This is a genomic window from Prevotella herbatica (assembly GCF_017347605.1).
GTDB lineage: Bacteria > Bacteroidota > Bacteroidia > Bacteroidales > Bacteroidaceae > Prevotella > Prevotella herbatica.
On record NZ_AP024484.1, the window covers coordinates 2,146,688 to 2,165,360 of the forward strand.

The window sequence follows — 18,673 nt, forward strand, 5'->3', positions numbered from 1 at the left end:
ACAAAAATACATGCTCTTCCTTGAATATATTTTTAAGAAAAAACATCATTATTATTTGGCATTATAAAAAAATAGTGTTACTTTTGCACACGCCTTACAGAAGTAAGGGCGTTTAGCTCAGCTGGTTTAGAGCATCTGCCTTACAAGCAGAGGGTCGGCGGTTCGAATCCGTCAACGCCCACTAGGGTGAATCCCTGTAATCTTTCGAGATTGCAGGGACTTTTTTTGCTAAATTGTTGAGAATATTAAAAAATGTAAAAAGAATCTGTGTTATTTGGTACTTTAAAATAATATCTATACTTTTGCACACGCTTTACAGAAGTAAGGGCGTTTAGCTCAGCTGGTTTAGAGCATCTGCCTTACAAGCAGAGGGTCGGCGGTTCGAATCCGTCAACGCCCACAAAAAAGACTTAGGTTTTCCTAAGTCTTTTTTTTGTACATACTTAAACTTACCCTATTTTGTTAATCCTTAAAACTATCCAAGGAAGTCTTTTTTAATGATATTTATCATTTTGTAGTTAACTTGTCTCACATAAAATCTATATCTTTGCAACATTATTATAATATTATTACGTAATATAGTTATGAATCTTGATTTATTGACTGCCATATCGCCTATCGATGGTCGTTATAGAGGTAAAACAGAACCGCTAGCAAACTATTTTTCAGAGTATGCTTTGATACGTTATCGCGTACGTGTAGAAATCGAATATTTTATCACTTTGTGTGAGTTGCCTTTACCGCAGCTTGCGTCTTTTGATAAGACTCTTTTTGAACGACTTCGTGATATCTATCGCAACTTTGACGAGACATGTGCGGCTCGTGTAAAGGATATTGAGAAAACAACAAACCATGATGTAAAGGCTGTTGAGTATTTTATCAAAGAAGAATTTGACAAGATCGGTGGCTTGGATGCTTACAAAGAATTTATACATTTCGGATTGACTTCTCAGGATATAAACAATACTAGTGTCCCTCTAACTGTAAAGGAAGCTCTTGCTGATGTTTATTGTCCTCAGGTCGAAGAACTTATTGCCGTATTACAGCAATATGCAGAGGAATGGAAAGATGTTCCAATGCTTGCCAAAACTCATGGACAGCCAGCATCTCCTACACGCTTGGGTAAGGAAATCATGGTTTATGTATATCGTCTAACCGAACAACTTAATAGTTTGAAGGCTTGCAAAATTACAGCAAAGTTTGGAGGTGCAACAGGTAACTACAATGCTCATCACGTTGCTTATCCTGAATATGACTGGAAAGCATTTGGTAATAAATTTGTAAGCGAAAAATTAGGATTAGAGCGTGAACAATGGACAACTCAGATTAGTAATTATGACTATCTTGGTGCTATTTTTGATGCTATTCGCCGCATAAACACCATAATTATTGATTTGGATCGTGATTTCTGGATGTATATTTCAATGGAATATTTTAAGCAGAAAATCAAGGCTGGGGAAGTTGGTTCAAGTGCAATGCCACATAAGGTTAATCCTATTGACTATGAAAATAGTGAAGGTAATCTTGGAATTGCGAATGCTATACTTCAGTTCCTTGCTCAAAAACTTCCAGTTAGCAGGTTGCAGCGTGATCTTACAGATAGCACAGTCTTGCGTAATATTGGAGTTCCCTTGGGACATGGCATCATTGCCATTCAAAGCACATTGAAGGGATTGCGTAAGCTCATCCTTAATGAAGACAAGATAGCCGAAGACTTGGATAACACTTGGGCTGTTGTTGCAGAGGCTATTCAGACTATACTTCGCCGTGAGGCTTATCCTCATCCTTATGAGGCTTTGAAAGCACTCACGCGTACTAATGCCAAGATGACCGAGGAGACTATCCATGCGTTTATCAAAGAATTGAATGTTAGTGACAGTGTTAAAGCCGAGCTTATGGCGATCACTCCACACAACTATACTGGTGTATAAAAACCAGACGTAGATTTATTAGATATTAATTATTAATTTGAAAATAATAACCAGGCCGCGAGGCTAACAAAATTTTAAGAAAATGGATTCAGAATTAGAAAACAAATCTCAGAATCTGTCAACAGAACAGAATGAGGGCACCCGTGAGGGCTACTCACGAACATCAGGAAATTATTCCAACAATTATCATGAAACTGGAAATCGCACACAGCGTCCACGTATTCACAGTCAGCGCACTTATAGTTCAGAACGCACTGATCGTAGTTATAATAATGATGGTGGTTTCCGCCCAGAAGGTTTTGGTTCAAATCTGCAAAGTGATCGCATGCAAAACGGCGATCGTCCACAGCGCAGTTATCAACCACGCCAGCAAGGTGGCTATCGTCCACGTTATAATAACGATGACAACCAAGGCGGTTACAACCGTGGTGGTTATGGTCGTCCTCAGCAGCAAGGTGGCTATCGTCCTCGTTACAATAATGATGATAATCAGGGTGGTTACCGTCCTCGTTACAATAACGATGATAATCAAGGTGGCTATCGCCCTCGTTACAATAATGATGATAACCAAGGTGGTTATCAGCCACGCCAACAGGGTGGTTACAACAACCGTGGCGGATATAATAACAACCGTGGTGGCTATGGTCAGCAAGGTGGTTACAATAACCGTGGCGGATATAATAACAACCGTGGTGGCTATGGTCAGCAAGGTGGTTATAACAGTCGCGGTGGATATAATAATAATCGCAGCGGATATAATAACAACCGTGGTGGTTATGGTCAGCAGGATGGCTATCGTCCTCGCACAGCCGATTATGATCCAAACGCAAAATACAGTCTTAAGAAGCGTATTGAGTATAAGGAAGAGAATGTCGACCCTAATGAGCCAATTCGTCTTAATAAATTCCTTGCCAACGCTGGAGTTTGTTCACGTCGTGAAGCTGATGAATTCATCCAGGCAGGTGTTGTTACAGTAAATGGTAAGGTTGTTACAGAGCTTGGAACAAAGGTGTTACGTGCTGATGAAGTTAGTTTCCATGAGCAGCCTGTATCTTTGGAAAAGAAAGTTTATGTACTCCTTAACAAACCAAAGGATTATGTTACAACAAGCGATGATCCACAGCAGCGCAAGACTGTAATGGACTTGGTTAAGGACGCTTGTCCTGAACGAATCTATCCTGTAGGTCGTCTTGATAGAAATACTACTGGTGTTCTTCTTCTCACAAACGATGGTGACTTGGCTAGTAAGCTTACTCATCCTAAGTTCCTTAAGAAGAAGGTTTACCACGCTTATCTTGACAAGAACGTAACTGCAGCTGATTTGCAGAAGATCGTAGACGGTATAGAACTTGAGGATGGAGAGATTCATGCAGATGCAATTGAATATGCTGACGATATGGATAAGAGCCAGGTTGGTGTTGAAATCCACAGTGGTAAGAATCGTATCGTACGTCGTATTTTTGAGAGTCTCGGATATCGTGTTGTAAAACTTGATCGTGTACAGTTTGCCGGTCTAACAAAGAAAAACTTACGTCGCGGTGATTGGCGCTTCCTCACAGAGCAGGAAGTTGAAATGCTCCGTAGTGGTATGTTTGAATAATAGAATAGGAATTAAATGAAAAGAACAAAAGTTATCGATGCCCTCAAAAGCGTCGAATATGGCAAAGACATTAACGTAAAAGGATGGGTTCGTTCTCATCGTAGTAGCAAAGCTGTTGATTTCATTGCGCTCAACGACGGTTCTACCATTAACAGTATTCAGATAGTTGTTGATCCATCTGTAATGGATGAAGAGCAGCTAAAAAGCATCACAACAGGTGCCTGCATCGGTGTTGATGGCATTGTCGTGGAGAGTCAGGGGACCGGACAAACTGTAGAAATTCAGTGTAAGAACATTGTAATCTATGGTCTTTGTCCATCAGACTACCCTATGCAGAAGAAGGGACAGAGTTTTGAATATATGCGCAAGTATGCTCACTTGCGTCTGCGTACAAATACATTTGGCGCTGTATTCAGAATTCGTCATAATATGGCAATAGCTGTACATAAATATTTCCATGATCATGGATTCTTCTATTTCAACACTCCTCTTATCACAGCAAGTGATTGTGAGGGTGCTGGTGAGATGTTTCAGGTTACTACAAAGAACCTGTACAATCTTGAGAAGGATGAAGATGGTAAAATCAAATACGATGATGATTTCTTCGGTAAGATGACTTCACTCACTGTATCTGGTCAGCTTGAAGGTGAACTTGGTGCAACAGCTTTGGGATCTATCTATACATTTGGTCCTACATTCCGTGCTGAGAACAGTAACACTCCTCGTCACTTGGCTGAGTTCTGGATGATTGAGCCAGAGGTTGCCTTCCTTGAACAGGAAGGACTTATGGATCTTGAGGAAGATTTCATAAAGTATTGTATACGTTGGGCTCTTGATAATTGCAAGGATGACTTGGCATTCCTTAACAATATGATTGATAAGGGACTTATTGAGAGACTTGAAGGTGTGCTGAAGCAGGACTTCGTACGTCTTCCTTATACAGAAGGTATAAAGATTCTTGAAGAGGCAGTCGCTAAGGGACATAAGTTTGAAAATCCTGTTTCTTGGGGTATTGACCTTGCCAGTGAGCATGAGCGTTTCCTTGTTGAAGAGCATTTTAAGAAGCCTGTCATCATGACAGATTATCCTAAGGAGATCAAGGCTTTCTATATGAAGATTAATGAGGATGACAAGACTGTTCAGGGTACTGACGTCCTTTTCCCACAGATTGGTGAGATAATCGGTGGTTCTGTACGTGAGGAGAACTATGATAAGTTGGTAGGTGAAATAGAGCGCAGACAGATTCCTATGAAGGACATGTGGTGGTATCTTGATACTCGTAAGTATGGAAGTTGCCCTCATGCTGGTTTCGGATTAGGTTTCGAACGTCTTATTCTATTTGTTACAGGAATGCAGAACATCCGTGATGTGATTCCATTCCCTCGTACCCCAAAAACTGCAGAATTCTAAAATGGGAAAAATAATACTAACTGGTGACCGTCCTACAGGAAAGCTCCATCTTGGACATTATGTAGGCAGTCTCCGTCGTCGAGTTCAACTTCAGGAATCAGGTGATTTCGAGCGCATGTTTGTTTTTATGGCTGATGTTCAGGCACTGACAGATAATGCTGATAATCCTGAAAAGATTCGTCAGAATATCATTGAAGTTGCTCTTGACTATTTGTCTGCGGGACTAAATCCAACGAAGTGCACTTTGTTTATTCAGAGTCAGATTCCTGAATTGGCTGAACTTACAACTTACTTGATGAATCTTGTCAGTGTATCTCGTGTACAGCGCAATCCAACTGTGAAGACTGAAATTAAAATGCGTAATTTCGAAGCCAATCTTCCTATGGGGTTCTTTTGCTATCCTGTTTCACAGGCTGCTGATATTACAGCATTTAAGGCAACAACTGTTCCTGCTGGTGAAGATCAAGAACCAATGATAGAGATTACTCGTGAACTTGCACGTCGTTTTAATCAGACTTATGGTGAGGTTTTGGTTGAGCCAAACATCATGTTACCAGAGAATGCTACATCTCGTCGTCTTCCTGGTACTGATGGTAAGGAGAAGATGAGTAAGAGTCTTGGTAACTGTATTTATCTTAGTGATGATGCCGATACTGTTTGGAAGAAAGTTAAGGGAATGTACACAGACCCTACTCATCTCAATCTAAGCGATCCTGGACATGTAGAAGGAAATGCTGTATTCACATATCTTGATGCATTCTCAACTGATCAGGATTTTGCTGATTTTTGGCCAGAGTACAGTAATCTTGATGCACTAAAAGATGCTTACACCCATGGTGGAGTAGGCGATATGAAGTGTAAGAAGTTGCTGAATAGTGTAATCAATCGTATGCTTGATCCTATTCGTGAGCGTCGTCATGAGTTTGAACAGGATATTCCTGAGATTTTTAATGTCCTCAAAAAGGGTAGTGATGAGGCTCGTGCCGCTGCTGCACAGACTATGGACGAAGTCAGAAAGGCAATGCAGATTGATTACTTCAATGATGCTGCTTTGATCAAGCAACAGACAGATAAGTATAAGAAGTAATTAATTCGTTGTTTCATTTTATTTATAAGGTGAGATGATTTGAATGAAATATAAATAATAACCCCGATGCAGTATTTACCGCATCGGGGTCGTTTTTTATCTTTTATGTATTATCTTTATGCAAGATGAATGCCGTCGTTGGTTAATGTTATTAGCTTCTTCTTATAAAGGTCACCGATAGCCTTCTTGAATACCTTTTTACTTACGTGGAACTGGCGCTTTATTTCTTCAGGATCGCTCTTGTCGTTGAAAGTGCAGTGACCATAATTATTTTTAATGTAGTCAAGTAATGTAGTTGAAAAGTCTTCTGCTGCAGCAATACCTAAAGGTTGTAAAGTAAGATCTATTTTTCCGTCAGGACGCATGTTGCTCACGTATGCCTTCATGCGGTCACCGGTGTGTACATACTTGAATATCTGATCTTCATAAATCAGTCCAGGATATGTGTTGTCCACGATAACCTTGAAACCTAAGTCAGTCTTCTGCCATATAAGAATGTCAGTTTCAGAACCTCTTGTTAGTTCGCACGTACTGTCGGTCTCTTTCAGATAATGTTCAATCTTTGCACTGGCAACAATACGGTAGCTATCTTCGTCAATATGTATGTGAACGATATAACTATCACCAATTTCCATACGCTTTTTCTGCTCTCTGAACGGGCAGAAAATATCTTTTGTTAGTCCCCAGTTAAGAAAAGCTCCGTATTCATTTACCCATGAACATTCCAGAAAAGCGAAATCACCAACTTTAGCCAAAGGCTTTTCTGTTGTAGCGATAGGTCTTTCGTCTTGATCAAGATATACGAAGCATTCTATCTCGTCACCAGGTTTTGTTCCTTCTGGTACATATTTCAGTGGCATAAGAATTTCTCCCTCGCGACCAGCGTCAAGATATATTCCGAAAACCTCTCCGAAACCTTCACGGCGTGCTTCTTCTTTTACACGTAGGAGATTGTATTCTCCAAGTTTTATTTCTATTGACATAATTTTTTGTTTTACTTGATATAAGCATCAAATCACTTTGCGTGCTGAGGCTTATGCCTTTTTGTTAATTAAATGGTTATACTCTCGGTATTCTCCACATTCTCTTGATCATCCAACAATCCGTCTTTCATGTGTATTGTGCGGTCAGTGATTTCAGCAAGTCCTTCATCGTGAGTTACGATGACGAAAGTCTGGCCGAATTTATCTCTCAAGTCGAAAAACAACTGATGTAGTTCTGTTTTGTTTTTTGAGTCCAAGCTACCAGATGGTTCGTCAGCAAGGATAACGGCAGGATTATTTATCAAAGCTCTTGCCACAGCTACGCGTTGCTTTTCACCTCCTGATAACTCGGCAGGTTTATGGTTAGCCCTGTCGCTCAGTCCCATGAAATCAAGAAGTTCGTTAGCTCTCTTCATTGCTTCTTTGTTGCTTTTTCCAGCTATATATGCCGGAATCATAATATTTTCAAGAGCAGAGAACTCTGGCAGAAGTTGGTGAAACTGAAATACGAAACCTATATGCTTGTTTCTGAAGTCGCTAAGCTTTTTTGTTGATAAAGTGTTTATGTCAACGCCGTCAATAGTGATAGAACCTTTGTTGGGCTTGTCAAGCGTGCCGATAATCTGCAATAGAGTAGTCTTTCCTGCACCAGACGGTCCAACAATACTTACTATTTCGCCTTTCTTAATATGCAAGTCTATACCTTTTAATACTTGTAGGCTTCCAAAACTTTTTGTTATGCCTTTGATATCTATCATAATATTTATTTTTAATTCTTGTTTTTATTCTTTATCATCCATTGTCTGAAAAACTGGTATGGACTATGTTCTTCAGAAAGTTGCAGTTTCGTGAATGTCATTCCTGAGGCGTCCCCGTATTGGTCGGGGAAGATAATCATCAAACTGTTGCTGTTGAAAAATCTGGTAAGTTGTTCTGGCAGGGATTCAAATGATGGGATGTATGATACAGTTCCTTTTCTAGCTGTAATAACAACAAACAGGTGATCATCGTTCACATTAATTGCTAATTTAGGTAGCTCGTCCCAATCTTCAAAGGCTACATATTCAGCTCTTACGTCAGAGTGCCTATTTTGTATGTATTCGTTAATCAGCGAAAGCGTACCTCTGTTGCCGTGAAACTGTATTCTGCAATTCAGGTTTGCAGCCAGCCTTGCCAGTCTCTCAAGCCATCTGTAAAATCCGGGTTCAAATTCAGCTTTCTTTGGTACTGCTACCTGTATTCTTCTGAGAGTGTTGATTGGTTGCAGACATCTAACTATCATTATCTGTCTTGAAATATCACTAAACAAGTTTTGTGTTATAGTTCCCCAGAAATTCTTGTAGTTTCCATTACATTCGTGCATACCCATTATAATCTCTGATGCAGAATATTCTTTGAATGCATGTGATATTCCGTTGCTTATGTTAGTAGCAATTCTGCTTTGAACAATCATTCTCACGTTAGCTGCATTGGCTGTCATCTCCATATACTCAAGCGTGTTTCTGCCTTTCTCTTGGTTGTATGTCAGATTAAGGTCGTCAAGAACTACGTTAAGTCCAATTATTCCTCTGTTAAGTTTGGTGTTTCTTATCATTATGCCAATCTTTACAAGTTCATTGGCTGTTTCCTTTTGTTCCACTGGAATAAGCATTTTCTCATCATCGGCAGTCTTATCTTCGTTAATCTTGTTCTTGTTTGTAAGTGCTATTTTGCGTGCAGCTCTTTCTGTGGTAAACGAACTGAATATGCATGTCACAAGAATCAGAATGATAGTACCGTTGAGAACGTCATCATTAAGCAGCCTTTGACCGTTAGGAAGAATAATATTGTATCCCACCAACACTGCTGCAAGGGTTGCTCCTGCCTGTGCGTTACTTAAGCCGTAGATAAGTTCACGCTCAATGCTCTTCATATTAAACAGCTTTTGTGTGGCTAGTGAAGCAAGCCATTTACTTGATAAAGCCACGGCAATCATCAAGCATGCAACCTTTATTGTTCCAAATCCAGCAAAGATGATGTTCACATTAATCAACATGCCGACTCCAATAAGGAAATATGGAATGAAAAGTGCGTTGCCCACAAATTCAAGGTGTGTCATCAATGGAGATATGTTTGGCACATATCGGTTCAATACAAGACCGGTGAGAAATGCTCCGAGTAATCCTTCCATCCCGATAAATGCCATCATTCCAGCTCCTAAAAATGTCATTGCAAGTACGAAAATGAATTGTGTAACGTTCTCTTCGTATCGTTGAAAGAAGTATCTTGCTATTCGTGGGAAGAAATATATAATGATAAAGAATACGATGCAGAGTTTTATTCCCAGTACAAACCAAAAAAAGCCATTAACTTCTCCCTTGAACATTCCACCGACAATGGCAAGAACGAGCAATGTCAATGTGTCTGTAATAGCAGTTGCCCCGGCAGCAATTGTAACACTTCGTTGTTGTGAAACTCCATATCTTAATACTATTGGATATGCTATGAGCGTATGCGATGCATACATACTTGCAAGAAGTATTGATGTGAGAACACCGTATTTTAGTAGCGACGTATTAAGAGCAAAACCTATAATCATCGGTATTGCGAAAGCAAGAATACCATGTGTCGATGTCTTTATCCTGTTTTTCTTAAAGTCAGCCATGTTCATCTCTAGTCCTGCAAGAAACATGATGTAGTAAAGTCCAACTTTGCCAAACAATTCAAACGAACTGTCGTGTGATAATATGTTGAAACCGTGCGGTCCGATGATAACTCCTGCAAGAATCATACCTATGAGATGAGGAATGCGCAATTTGCCCATTAGGATAGGAGCAAACAGGATGATACATAGGACGATGAAGAATATCCACGTAGGATCTGTTATCGGTAGATATTGCGATATATTTTGCATAAAAGCTGCACGATTTATAAATGATAATGCAAAGGTGCAAAAAAAATATCACTTTTGAATGATATTAATATGAAAAGTTGTATTTTTGCATCTGAAATTAAATTAATTTTAAAAGATATCAATATGAAAGTAGCAATTGTTGGCGCAAGTGGAGCCGTGGGACAAGAATTCCTACGTATTCTTGCAGAAAGGAATTTCCCAATGGATGAACTAGTTTTATTTGGCTCTAAACGCAGTGCCGGAAGTAAATACAATTTTAAGGGAAAAGACTACGAGGTTAAACTTTTGCAGCATAATGATGATTTCAAGGATGTTGATATCGCATTTACATCTGCCGGTGGTGGAACTTCAGAGGAGTTTGCAGATACCATAACTAAATACGGTGCAGTGATGATTGATAATTCAAGTGCATTCCGTATGGAAAATGATGTTCCTTTGGTAGTGCCAGAGGTTAATGCTGAGGATGCTCTTGACAGACCACGCAATATTATTGCAAATCCAAACTGTACAACTATTATGATGGTTGTTGTGTTGAAGCCTATCGAGGACATCAGTCATATTAAGAAAATCCATATATCTAGTTATCAGAGTGCAAGTGGAGCCGGTGCAGCAGCAATGGCTGAACTCCAGCAGCAATATAAGGAATTGGTTGAGGATGGCGAAGTTAAGACTATTAATAAGTTCCCTCATCAGTTGGCTTACAACGTGATTCCACAGATTGACAAGATGACAGAGACTGACTATACAAAAGAAGAGATGAAAATGTATAACGAGACTCGTAAGATTATGCACAGCGATGTTCGCACCAGTGCCACTTGCGTACGTGTAAGTTCTCTTCGTTCTCATTCTGAAAGTGTATGGTTTGAAACAGAAAAACCTGTAGATGTTGCTGAAATACGTAAGGCTCTTGAGGTTGCTCCTGGAGTAACTCTTGTAGACGATCCACAGAACTATGTATATCCAATGCCACTTGAAAGTGCTGGAAAGGATGATGTTTATGTAGGTCGTGTTCGTAAGGACCTAGCCGATGATAATGGAAATACATTGTGGTTAACAGGTGATCAGATCCGTAAGGGTGCTGCCCTGAATGCTGTTCAGATTGCAGAATATCTTATTAAAGTAGGAAATATAAAATAACGCTTCTGCGTATTCTCGAATGATCGTGAAAACAGTATCCAGCCGGCTCTGTATTGATGTTGGTACAGAATACTGTTTTCACGATAATTCTAAAACCACCAATCGGTATAGTTTAGGAACGTCGGCTTATCCTTAAGTACAGTTCTTTAAGCTATGCAATCCTCATTTGTTGGGAAAATAGTCTAAATCTTATATGTTTTGAAAACTAATTATTATCTTTGTATATTATGAAAGAAATATATTTAGCCGGAGGATGTTTCTGGGGAACAGAACATTTCTTCAAACAAATAGACGGAGTATTGGAAACAAAAGTTGGATTTGCAAATGGGCATACTGAAAATCCAACATATAAAGAAGTATGCACTGATACGACCGGCTTTGCTGAAACTGTGTATATTAAATATGATGAGAATAAAGTACGTCTGGAGTTTTTACTTAATATGTACTTCAAAGCGATTGATCCGGTAAGTGTAAACAAACAAGGTGGTGATTGTGGTACACAATATCGTACAGGTGTCTACTATACATCTAAAGATCAGCTTCCTGTCATAGAGAAGGTTTTTAATCAACAGCAAAAAGAATTATCCGAACCAATAGCTGTTGAAATTAAAGCCCTTCAAAATTTCTATACAGCAGAAGAATATCATCAAGATTATTTGGATAAAAATCCGAATGGATATTGTCATTTGCCTTTAGCATTATTTGAATATGCTAGAAATGCTAAGGATAAAGGATCTTTATAATTAAGGTTTAAAGTAATAATTTACTTGAGAATATTCCCCAATATTTTTCGTGTGGAATGCGTTTTGACGATATAATGCAAACGTTTGATCGATGTAATGCAAACTTTATGTCGTAGAAACGCAAACGTTTGATCGTAGAAACGCAAACTTTATGTCGTAGAAACGATTTTATAATTGAATGCTAGTTAATTCTATCTCCTAGGCTTTTTAATAAATATAGTGTCGATGTGTCTATCGCTTGATTATCAGATATATACGACTGGTTATGTAAAAAATACGTGACGGTATTGAGACGGCTTTTTCTGCCTTTTATCGATGAAAAACAAAATGGTTCATAATTCAGAGGCGTTTTTTCTTACTTCAGTAAGATGCGTTTCTATATAGAACTGCAAAGTCCATGAAAAGATAGCTGATTTTATTTTTTAAAAAAATACCGACACTTGTTTTTGCCCCAAAAGCTATCTAAATTATTGGTAGTAAGCTAGTCGACAGCTCGACACTTGTTTTTTGAAAAACTTTAGTGCGCGCGTGTACGCGTGTACAATATATATGGGAATGCTTTTTGTCTGTGTTGTTTTTTACTTCAGCCATTTTAATATGCCGTAGCTAAAAAGCAAGAGCGCAGAGGGAAAGTTTATATATAATATAACAAAGAGTAATACCAATGAATCACATGATATACTATGCTTTTTTTATTCACAAAAGACGATATTTGGGACTTTGTATAAAAAATCTTGCAAAAAAAAAACAGAAAAATACAACGTCGGTGCAACTTTTTCGATGAATTTGCGTCTTTATATAAAACAGCAAATTATATACATTGCTGAAAGTAATAAATTTACGCTAAAAAACGATTGTAATAATAATTTAATAAATAAAAAATATTCAAAGTAATGCAGTGTAGCCTGCATGCAAATGGATGACAAATATTTCGGCAGGGAGTATTCTCTCCACTTCCTGTCGGATATTTGTTTTTGATGTAATAAATACAGCTTGGTGATTGTAGTATTAAACTTTATTAGTTTGGATAAATTAAAACTTTAATAAAATATTTGTTTGAGTAATATTGTTTTTATATATTTGCAGATACAAGAAATGGGAAAGTCATTCTGTTGGCTATGCCCAAGTAATAAAATATAATATGAGTACTGTAATATATCCTTCACCAATATTCGGCCCAATTCATAGTCGCCGACTTGGTATTTCATTAGGTATAAACCTTATGCCGGCTGACGGCAAGGTCTGCACATTTGACTGTATTTACTGTGAATGTGGATTTAACAAACAACGGATTCCTATGCAAAAACGCCCAACTAGAAGCGAGGTAGCTTCAGCTCTGGAAAAAAAACTGAAGGAAATGCACTTGCAGAATGTTCACCCTGACGTGCTTACCTTTGCTGGTAATGGAGAACCTACGGCTCATCCTGATTTCTATGATATTATATGTGATACAATAGAACTTAGAAATAAATATTGTCCGGAAGCAAAAATAAGTGTATTGAGTAACAGTACGTTCATTAATAAAGAAAAGGTAAGAGCAGCCCTTTTATTGGTTGATAATAATATACTTAAAATGGATACAATCGATCCAGAATACATACAGCGTGTTGATCGTCCTACTCAAATATCGTATGATATCAGTAATATTATTGAAAACCTGAAGCTCTTCAACGGACATGTGATCATACAGTCTATGTTTTTGAAAGGTAAGACAGTCGACGGTGTTGATGTTGATAACACTGGTGAAAAATATGTAAAACCTTGGCTTGATGCAGTGTTAAGTATTCAGCCTCAGGAGGTTATGATATATACAATAGATCGCGAGACTCCTGATCAGAAACTGGAAAAGGCTACGCATGCAGAATTAGATGCAATCCGCGATAGGGTGATTGCAGCCGGAATACCTTGTACTGCGTCATATTGATGTAACATCTTGCTGTAATGTTTTTAGTATAACAAATATATTCAGCTTATGAAACCAGATATAACTACAGTTCCAAATCTTGCACTGGATAAGTATCTAGGCAGATGGTATGAGATTGCTAGGATAGACAATCGTTTTGAGCGTGGCATTAGTAATGCCATTGCGGAGTATTCGCTTAATCCTAATGGAACAATCAAAGTTGTAAATTCAGGCGTTGACATAAAAACAGGTAAGGTGAAGAGTGCTGTTGGAAAAGCAAAGATGACCTCTGTTCCGGGACTGTTAAGAGTGTCATTCTTCTGGATCTTTTATTCTGATTACAGAGTGCTGGCAGTAGATGAAAACTATAAGTGGGCATTGGTAGGCGGAAGCTCCTCTAAATACTTATGGATACTTTCACGCACCCCTAAATTATTAGAAAAAGAAGTAGCATTGGTATTATCTGAGGCTTCACGTAGAGGATATGATACAGGCAGGCTAATTTACCCTTGGAAATAATGGGCAAAACTTAGTTCTGCTAAGAGTTAATTGCTGTTAAACTATTGTGTTATCATCACTTTTGCACTATCTTTGCAAGATATTTGGTGTAATACACTCTTTTATTAAATGGGAAAGAAACGTAAAACATCCCGCAATCGTCACGGATTGCAGGTTATAACTTTGTGCATAAGCACTGCAATGGTGCTTGTCTTGTTGGGTATGGTAGTTTTTTCTGTGCTTACAGCCAGAAACTTATCTACTTATGTTAAGGAGAATCTTGTTGTAACAATGATGCTTCAGGACGATATTACGAATCCTGAGGCACAACAGTTGTGCAGTATGATTCATCATCGTCCGTATATTAATAAGATTACATATATCAGTAAGGAAGCTGCTTTGAAGGAACAGACTGAGGCGATGGGAACTGACCCTTCTGAATTCATTGGTACCAACCCTTTTCTTGCTTCGATAGAACTTCAGTTAAAAGGCGACTACGCTAATTCTGATTCGCTAAAATGGATTACAAAAGAACTGAAGAAATACCCTAAGGTTGGAGATATAACATATCAGCAGGCATTGGTAAACAGTGTGAATGATAATCTGCAAAAGATTAGTCTGGTGCTTTTTGTGCTGGCTGTATTGCTCACGTTCGTATCATTCTCTTTGATAAACAATACTGTTCGTCTTGGAATATATGCTCGCCGATTCTCAATTCATACAATGAAACTAGTTGGAGCGTCATGGAACTTTATACGTTATCCTTTCGTGATGCGTGCCATTGTCGTTGGTATGATTGCCGCGTTGGTTGCTATCGTAGTTTTGGGAACATGTGTATATGCACTATATAGCTACGAACCAGGAATTTTGACAGTCGTTACATGGGATATAGCTGCTATTACAGCAATATCAGTGTTCTTGTTTGGAATCATTATTACAGCAATATGCTCAAGTCTGTCTGTCAACAAATTCTTGAAGATGAAGGCTGGTGACCTTTATAAGATTTGATAAATAAGAAATATAAATAAAAAAATAATGGATAAGAAGAATTTTGCTTTCGACAAAACCAACTTTATATTGTTGGCTATCGGTGTGGCTGTTGTCATAATCGGGTTTATTCTCATGGGTGGTGCAGGTTCTACAGAGAATACATTTAACCCAGAAATATTCAGTGCTATTCGTATAAAGGTAGCTCCGGTAGTATGCTTCGTAGGTTTTATATCTATCATCTACGCTGTTATCCGTAAACCAAAAGACGAAAATAACGCTGCTAAATAATGGATTTAATACAGACAATCATCATTGCCATCGTTGAAGGCTTGACAGAATTCCTGCCGGTATCATCAACCGGTCACATGATAATAACTCAGAATTTACTAGGTGTCCAACAAGGCAATCCGTTTGTTCATGCCTTTACTTTCATTATACAGTTTGGGGCAATCCTGTCTGTTGTATGTTTATATTGGAAAAGGTTTTTCCAAATGAGAAACCATGAGGAATTTATCAGTAAGATGAAATTCTATGGTCTTCTTCTCGTTGGAATAATACCAGCTATGTTTATCGGCTTGGCAGCAAAGAAATCAGGATTGCTTGACTGGCTGCTTGATAGTGTAGAAGTTGTTGCTGTTATGCTTGTACTAGGTGGTATCTTTATGCTGTTTTGTGACAGAATATTCAATAAAGGTAACGAAGATAATAAGGTTACTAGCAGGCGTGCTTTCTTTATTGGTCTGTTTCAGTGTCTTTCTGTTATTCCTGGAATGAGTCGCAGTATGTCGACTATCGTAGGTGGAATGCAGCAGAAACTGACACGTAAGAATGCTGCTGAATTTTCATTCTTCCTTGCTGTACCAACAATGGCAGGAGCAACGCTGCTCGACTTGATAGACATGTTCGGTGAAGGTACTACATGGGCGACATCACATAATATAATGTTATTGATAGTAGGAAGTGTTATCGCATTTTTCGTTGCTTTGCTGGCAATGAAATGGTTTGTAAGTTTCCTTACCAAATATGGTTTCAAGGCATTCGGTTGGTATCGTATTGTTGTTGGATTGATAATCTTGGCAATGCTTCTTACAGGGCATTCACTAGTAATGGCTAGCTGATGAATAAGGATTTCAAGGCAGGTGAGGTATTTGCGATAGACAAACCCTACCGCATATCAAGTTTTGGCGCATTGGCGCATGTCCGCTATGTGCTTTCACATGAACTTGGATATAAAGTTAAAATTGGTCATGCTGGAACGCTTGATCCTTTGGCAACAGGAGTTTTGATCTTGTGTACCGGTAAGGCAACGAAGCGAATAGAGGAATTTCAAGGTCATACAAAGGAATATACTGCTATTTTGCAGTTGGGCGCGACAACGGTTAGCTATGATATGGAGCATGAGGAAAATGAGCATTTCCCTACAGAACATATCACTCGTGAACTAATAAACAGTACGCTTCAACAGTTTATCGGCGATATCGAACAGGTTCCGCCAACATATAGTGCCGTGAAGATAAACGGAGATCGTGCTTGTGACTTGCGTCGTGCTGGTGAAGAAGTGACGTTGAAAATCAAAAATGTACATATTGACGAGATTGAGGTAACAGATTTCGATGCAGAAAAGATGTTGCTCAGTATTCGTGTAGTATGTGGAAAGGGAACTTATATACGTGCTTTGGCACGTGACTTGGGACGTGCACTTGGCAGTGGAGCATATCTTACTGCATTGAGGCGTACCAGAATAGGTGATTTTACAATAGATAAATGTCTCGATTACGAGCAAATAAAAGAATGGTTAGTACAAACTGATAAATAAATATGAAGTTATCACAGTTCAAATTTAATCTGAATAAGGAGCAGGTAGCCCTGTATCCTCACAGTTTCACTCGTGAATTCACCAATGATGATGGCACCAAGGAATCTTTCAAGGTGACTCGTCGTGATGAGAGTCGTCTGATGGTGCTTCACAAAAAGTCTGGTGAAATAGACATGTTCAAGAAGGATGCCGATGGTAAGCCTATTGAGGGTGAGTATCTGGAATTTCGCAATATACTCGATTATTTCGATGAAGGCGATACCTTCGTTTTCAATGATACTAAGGTTTTTCCTGCACGCCTTTATGGTACAAAGGAAAAAACTGATGCAAAGATAGAGGTGTTTTTGTTGCGTGAACTCAATGAAGAAATGCGTTTATGGGATGTTCTTGTAGAGCCAGCTCGCAAGATTCGTATTGGAAACAAATTATTCTTTGACGAGACTAGCACAATGGTTGCCGAGGTTATTGATAATACAACTAGCCGTGGTCGTACGCTTCGTTTCCTCTATGATTGTGATCATGATGAGTTCAGACATGATTTGTTCGCACTAGGAGAGTCTCCATTGCCACGTTATATTATAGATAACCGTGAGAGTAATCACGCTACACCTGAGGATTTGGAAGATTTTCAGACTGTGTACGCCAAGAATGAAGGAGCGGTAACAGCTCCGGCGACAGGATTGCATTTTAGTCGTGAATTGATGAAGCGTATGGAGATACGTGGTATCAATGACGCTTATATAACTTTGCATTGCGGACTTGGAAACTTTAATCCTATAGAGGTTGAGGATTTGACAAAACACAAGATGGATTCTGAGCAGATGGTTATTACTGCTGAGGCTTGTGATTTGGTAAATAAAACAAAAAAAAGCGGACATCATGTTCTTGCCATCGGTACGAGTGTTGTTAAGGCAACAGAAACGGCTGTTGGTACAGACGGTATGTTGAAAGAATACTCAGGATGGACAAATAGGTTCATCTTCCCTCCTTTTGATTTTGGATTGGCAGACTGTATGGTTGCCAACTTCTATCATCCATTTTCAACATTACTTATGTCAACAGCTGCTTTCGGAGGATATGATATCGTTATGGAGTGTTACAAAAAAGCTGCTGAAAACGGTTATATGTTTGGATGCTATGGCGACTCTCTGCTGATACTCAACGATTGATAATTGGTAGCAACATTGGCTTTACATAAAGTTTACCTAGGTTTGGGTTCAAATATTGGAAACCGTAAGCGCAACATGCGTGAGGCTGTCCAATACATGGAAAGCTTGATCGGCACTGTTATGCGCCAGTCAGCTCTTTATGAGACTGAACCATGGGGGTTTGAAAGTCCAAATCTTTTCATTAATATGTGCGTGTACGTGGAAACGCCGCTTGCTCCGAGACAGTTGCTAGAGGCAACTCAGGAGATAGAAAAACGCATGGGAAGAGTTGGAAAGTCGGCAAATCATGAGTATCAAGACCGTATAATAGACATAGATATTTTGATTTATGATGATATTACGGTAGATGAACCCGACTTGAAAATTCCTCATCCTTTAATGCAGGAGAGGGATTTTGTAATGACCCCGTTAAATGAGATACTAAAAAAGAAATAATTGTCGGTTTTGTTATTATGTATCAAAACCATACTGATAAAAAAATCCCGCAACTCAATAGAGGTGCGGGATTTTTTT

General features: G+C 38.8%; 17 protein-coding genes and 2 tRNA genes. 16 read left to right on the forward strand and 3 right to left on the reverse strand.

Annotated elements, in window-relative coordinates:
- Positions 1 to 106: 106 nt before the first annotated feature.
- From prwr041_RS07920 to trpS, 6 genes are all read left to right on the forward strand, one after another.
- Positions 107 to 181 (forward strand) — tRNA-Val (locus prwr041_RS07920).
- 144 nt (positions 182 to 325) lie between these two features.
- Positions 326 to 400 (forward strand) — tRNA-Val (locus prwr041_RS07925).
- A 184-nt stretch (positions 401 to 584) separates the two neighbouring features.
- The gene (gene purB / locus prwr041_RS07930; RefSeq protein ID WP_207153282.1) at positions 585 to 1,931 is read left to right on the forward strand and encodes an adenylosuccinate lyase; all 1,347 of its coding nucleotides are present in this window, start codon (positions 585 to 587) and stop codon (positions 1,929 to 1,931) included.
- Positions 1,932 to 2,013: 82 nt separating this feature from the next.
- Complete coding sequence (locus prwr041_RS07935) at positions 2,014 to 3,531, forward strand: pseudouridine synthase (RefSeq protein ID WP_207153283.1); 1,518 nt, start codon at positions 2,014 to 2,016, stop codon at positions 3,529 to 3,531.
- 15 nt (positions 3,532 to 3,546) lie between these two features.
- A complete protein-coding gene (gene asnS / locus prwr041_RS07940) occupies positions 3,547 to 4,941 on the forward strand; it encodes an asparagine--tRNA ligase (protein ID WP_207153284.1) in 1,395 nt (464 codons plus the stop codon).
- Between the two features lies 1 nt (position 4,942).
- Positions 4,943 to 6,028, forward strand: coding sequence for a tryptophan--tRNA ligase (gene trpS, locus prwr041_RS07945; RefSeq protein WP_207153285.1), 1,086 nt, complete (start codon positions 4,943 to 4,945; stop codon positions 6,026 to 6,028).
- A gap of 116 nt (positions 6,029 to 6,144) precedes the next feature.
- On the opposite strand, the gene prwr041_RS07950 is transcribed toward trpS, so the two are convergent.
- The 3 genes from prwr041_RS07950 to prwr041_RS07960 form a co-directional block, all read right to left on the reverse strand.
- Entirely contained in the window at positions 6,145 to 7,011 is an 867-nt protein-coding gene (locus prwr041_RS07950) for a CvfB family protein (RefSeq protein ID WP_207153286.1), read from the reverse strand.
- Between the two features lie 68 nt (positions 7,012 to 7,079).
- Positions 7,080 to 7,769 (reverse strand): ABC transporter ATP-binding protein, encoded by a 690-nt coding sequence (locus prwr041_RS07955; protein WP_207153287.1) that lies wholly within the window; start codon positions 7,767 to 7,769, stop codon positions 7,080 to 7,082.
- An 11-nt stretch (positions 7,770 to 7,780) separates the two neighbouring features.
- Positions 7,781 to 9,904, reverse strand: a complete 2,124-nt coding sequence (locus prwr041_RS07960) for a cation:proton antiporter (RefSeq protein WP_237072180.1) — start codon at positions 9,902 to 9,904, stop codon at positions 7,781 to 7,783.
- A gap of 123 nt (positions 9,905 to 10,027) precedes the next feature.
- Here prwr041_RS07960 and prwr041_RS07965 point away from each other — a divergent pair, with 123 nt between their 5' ends.
- The 10 genes from prwr041_RS07965 (at position 10,028) to folK (ending at position 18,595) form a co-directional block, all read left to right on the forward strand.
- Positions 10,028 to 11,041: an aspartate-semialdehyde dehydrogenase gene (locus tag prwr041_RS07965; RefSeq protein WP_207153288.1), complete on the forward strand. Its 1,014-nt coding sequence runs from the start codon at positions 10,028 to 10,030 to the stop codon at positions 11,039 to 11,041.
- 227 nt (positions 11,042 to 11,268) lie between these two features.
- Positions 11,269 to 11,784, forward strand: a complete 516-nt coding sequence (gene msrA / locus prwr041_RS07970; protein WP_207153289.1) for a peptide-methionine (S)-S-oxide reductase MsrA — start codon at positions 11,269 to 11,271, stop codon at positions 11,782 to 11,784.
- Between the two features lie 1,141 nt (positions 11,785 to 12,925).
- On the forward strand, positions 12,926 to 13,708 hold the full coding sequence (locus prwr041_RS07975) for a radical SAM protein (protein WP_207153290.1): 783 nt from the start codon (positions 12,926 to 12,928) through the stop codon (positions 13,706 to 13,708).
- A gap of 48 nt (positions 13,709 to 13,756) precedes the next feature.
- On the forward strand, positions 13,757 to 14,206 hold the full coding sequence (locus prwr041_RS07980) for a lipocalin family protein (protein ID WP_207153291.1): 450 nt from the start codon (positions 13,757 to 13,759) through the stop codon (positions 14,204 to 14,206).
- Between the two features lie 108 nt (positions 14,207 to 14,314).
- Positions 14,315 to 15,193 (forward strand): cell division protein FtsX, encoded by an 879-nt coding sequence (locus tag prwr041_RS07985; RefSeq protein ID WP_207153292.1) that lies wholly within the window; start codon positions 14,315 to 14,317, stop codon positions 15,191 to 15,193.
- Positions 15,194 to 15,220: 27 nt separating this feature from the next.
- Positions 15,221 to 15,463 carry a DUF3098 domain-containing protein gene (locus prwr041_RS07990; protein ID WP_207153293.1) on the forward strand — a complete coding sequence of 81 codons (243 nt, stop codon included), beginning with the start codon at positions 15,221 to 15,223 and terminating at the stop codon, positions 15,461 to 15,463.
- Positions 15,463 to 16,293 (forward strand): undecaprenyl-diphosphate phosphatase, encoded by an 831-nt coding sequence (locus prwr041_RS07995; protein ID WP_207153294.1) that lies wholly within the window; start codon positions 15,463 to 15,465, stop codon positions 16,291 to 16,293. Before prwr041_RS07990 ends, prwr041_RS07995 begins: the two co-directional genes overlap by 1 nt.
- Positions 16,293 to 16,991: a tRNA pseudouridine(55) synthase TruB gene (gene truB / locus prwr041_RS08000; RefSeq protein WP_207153295.1), complete on the forward strand. Its 699-nt coding sequence runs from the start codon at positions 16,293 to 16,295 to the stop codon at positions 16,989 to 16,991. Before prwr041_RS07995 ends, truB begins: the two co-directional genes overlap by 1 nt.
- Positions 16,992 to 16,993: 2 nt before the next feature.
- The gene (gene queA, locus prwr041_RS08005) at positions 16,994 to 18,160 is read left to right on the forward strand and encodes a tRNA preQ1(34) S-adenosylmethionine ribosyltransferase-isomerase QueA (protein ID WP_207153296.1); all 1,167 of its coding nucleotides are present in this window, start codon (positions 16,994 to 16,996) and stop codon (positions 18,158 to 18,160) included.
- A gap of 75 nt (positions 18,161 to 18,235) precedes the next feature.
- On the forward strand, positions 18,236 to 18,595 hold the full coding sequence (gene folK, locus prwr041_RS08010; RefSeq protein WP_237072344.1) for a 2-amino-4-hydroxy-6-hydroxymethyldihydropteridine diphosphokinase: 360 nt from the start codon (positions 18,236 to 18,238) through the stop codon (positions 18,593 to 18,595).
- The last annotated feature ends 78 nt before the right edge of the window (positions 18,596 to 18,673 follow it).

Coding starts and splice junctions, on each gene's coding strand:
- prwr041_RS07980 (WP_207153291.1), top strand. CDS start 13,757: ATGAAACCAGATATAACTACAGTTCCAAATCTTGCACTGGATAAGTAT.
- msrA (WP_207153289.1), top strand. CDS start 11,269: ATGAAAGAAATATATTTAGCCGGAGGATGTTTCTGGGGAACAGAACAT.
- prwr041_RS07950 (WP_207153286.1), bottom strand. CDS start 7,011: ATGTCAATAGAAATAAAACTTGGAGAATACAATCTCCTACGTGTAAAA.
- purB (WP_207153282.1), top strand. CDS start 585: ATGAATCTTGATTTATTGACTGCCATATCGCCTATCGATGGTCGTTAT.
- prwr041_RS07935 (WP_207153283.1), top strand. CDS start 2,014: ATGGATTCAGAATTAGAAAACAAATCTCAGAATCTGTCAACAGAACAG.
- prwr041_RS07985 (WP_207153292.1), top strand. CDS start 14,315: ATGGGAAAGAAACGTAAAACATCCCGCAATCGTCACGGATTGCAGGTT.
- prwr041_RS07975 (WP_207153290.1), top strand. CDS start 12,926: ATGAGTACTGTAATATATCCTTCACCAATATTCGGCCCAATTCATAGT.
- truB (WP_207153295.1), top strand. CDS start 16,293: ATGAATAAGGATTTCAAGGCAGGTGAGGTATTTGCGATAGACAAACCC.
- prwr041_RS07955 (WP_207153287.1), bottom strand. CDS start 7,769: ATGATAGATATCAAAGGCATAACAAAAAGTTTTGGAAGCCTACAAGTA.
- asnS (WP_207153284.1), top strand. CDS start 3,547: ATGAAAAGAACAAAAGTTATCGATGCCCTCAAAAGCGTCGAATATGGC.
- prwr041_RS07995 (WP_207153294.1), top strand. CDS start 15,463: ATGGATTTAATACAGACAATCATCATTGCCATCGTTGAAGGCTTGACA.
- prwr041_RS07960 (WP_237072180.1), bottom strand. CDS start 9,904: ATGCAAAATATATCGCAATATCTACCGATAACAGATCCTACGTGGATA.
- prwr041_RS07965 (WP_207153288.1), top strand. CDS start 10,028: ATGAAAGTAGCAATTGTTGGCGCAAGTGGAGCCGTGGGACAAGAATTC.
- prwr041_RS07990 (WP_207153293.1), top strand. CDS start 15,221: ATGGATAAGAAGAATTTTGCTTTCGACAAAACCAACTTTATATTGTTG.
- folK (WP_237072344.1), top strand. CDS start 18,236: ATGCGTGAGGCTGTCCAATACATGGAAAGCTTGATCGGCACTGTTATG.
- queA (WP_207153296.1), top strand. CDS start 16,994: ATGAAGTTATCACAGTTCAAATTTAATCTGAATAAGGAGCAGGTAGCC.
- trpS (WP_207153285.1), top strand. CDS start 4,943: ATGGGAAAAATAATACTAACTGGTGACCGTCCTACAGGAAAGCTCCAT.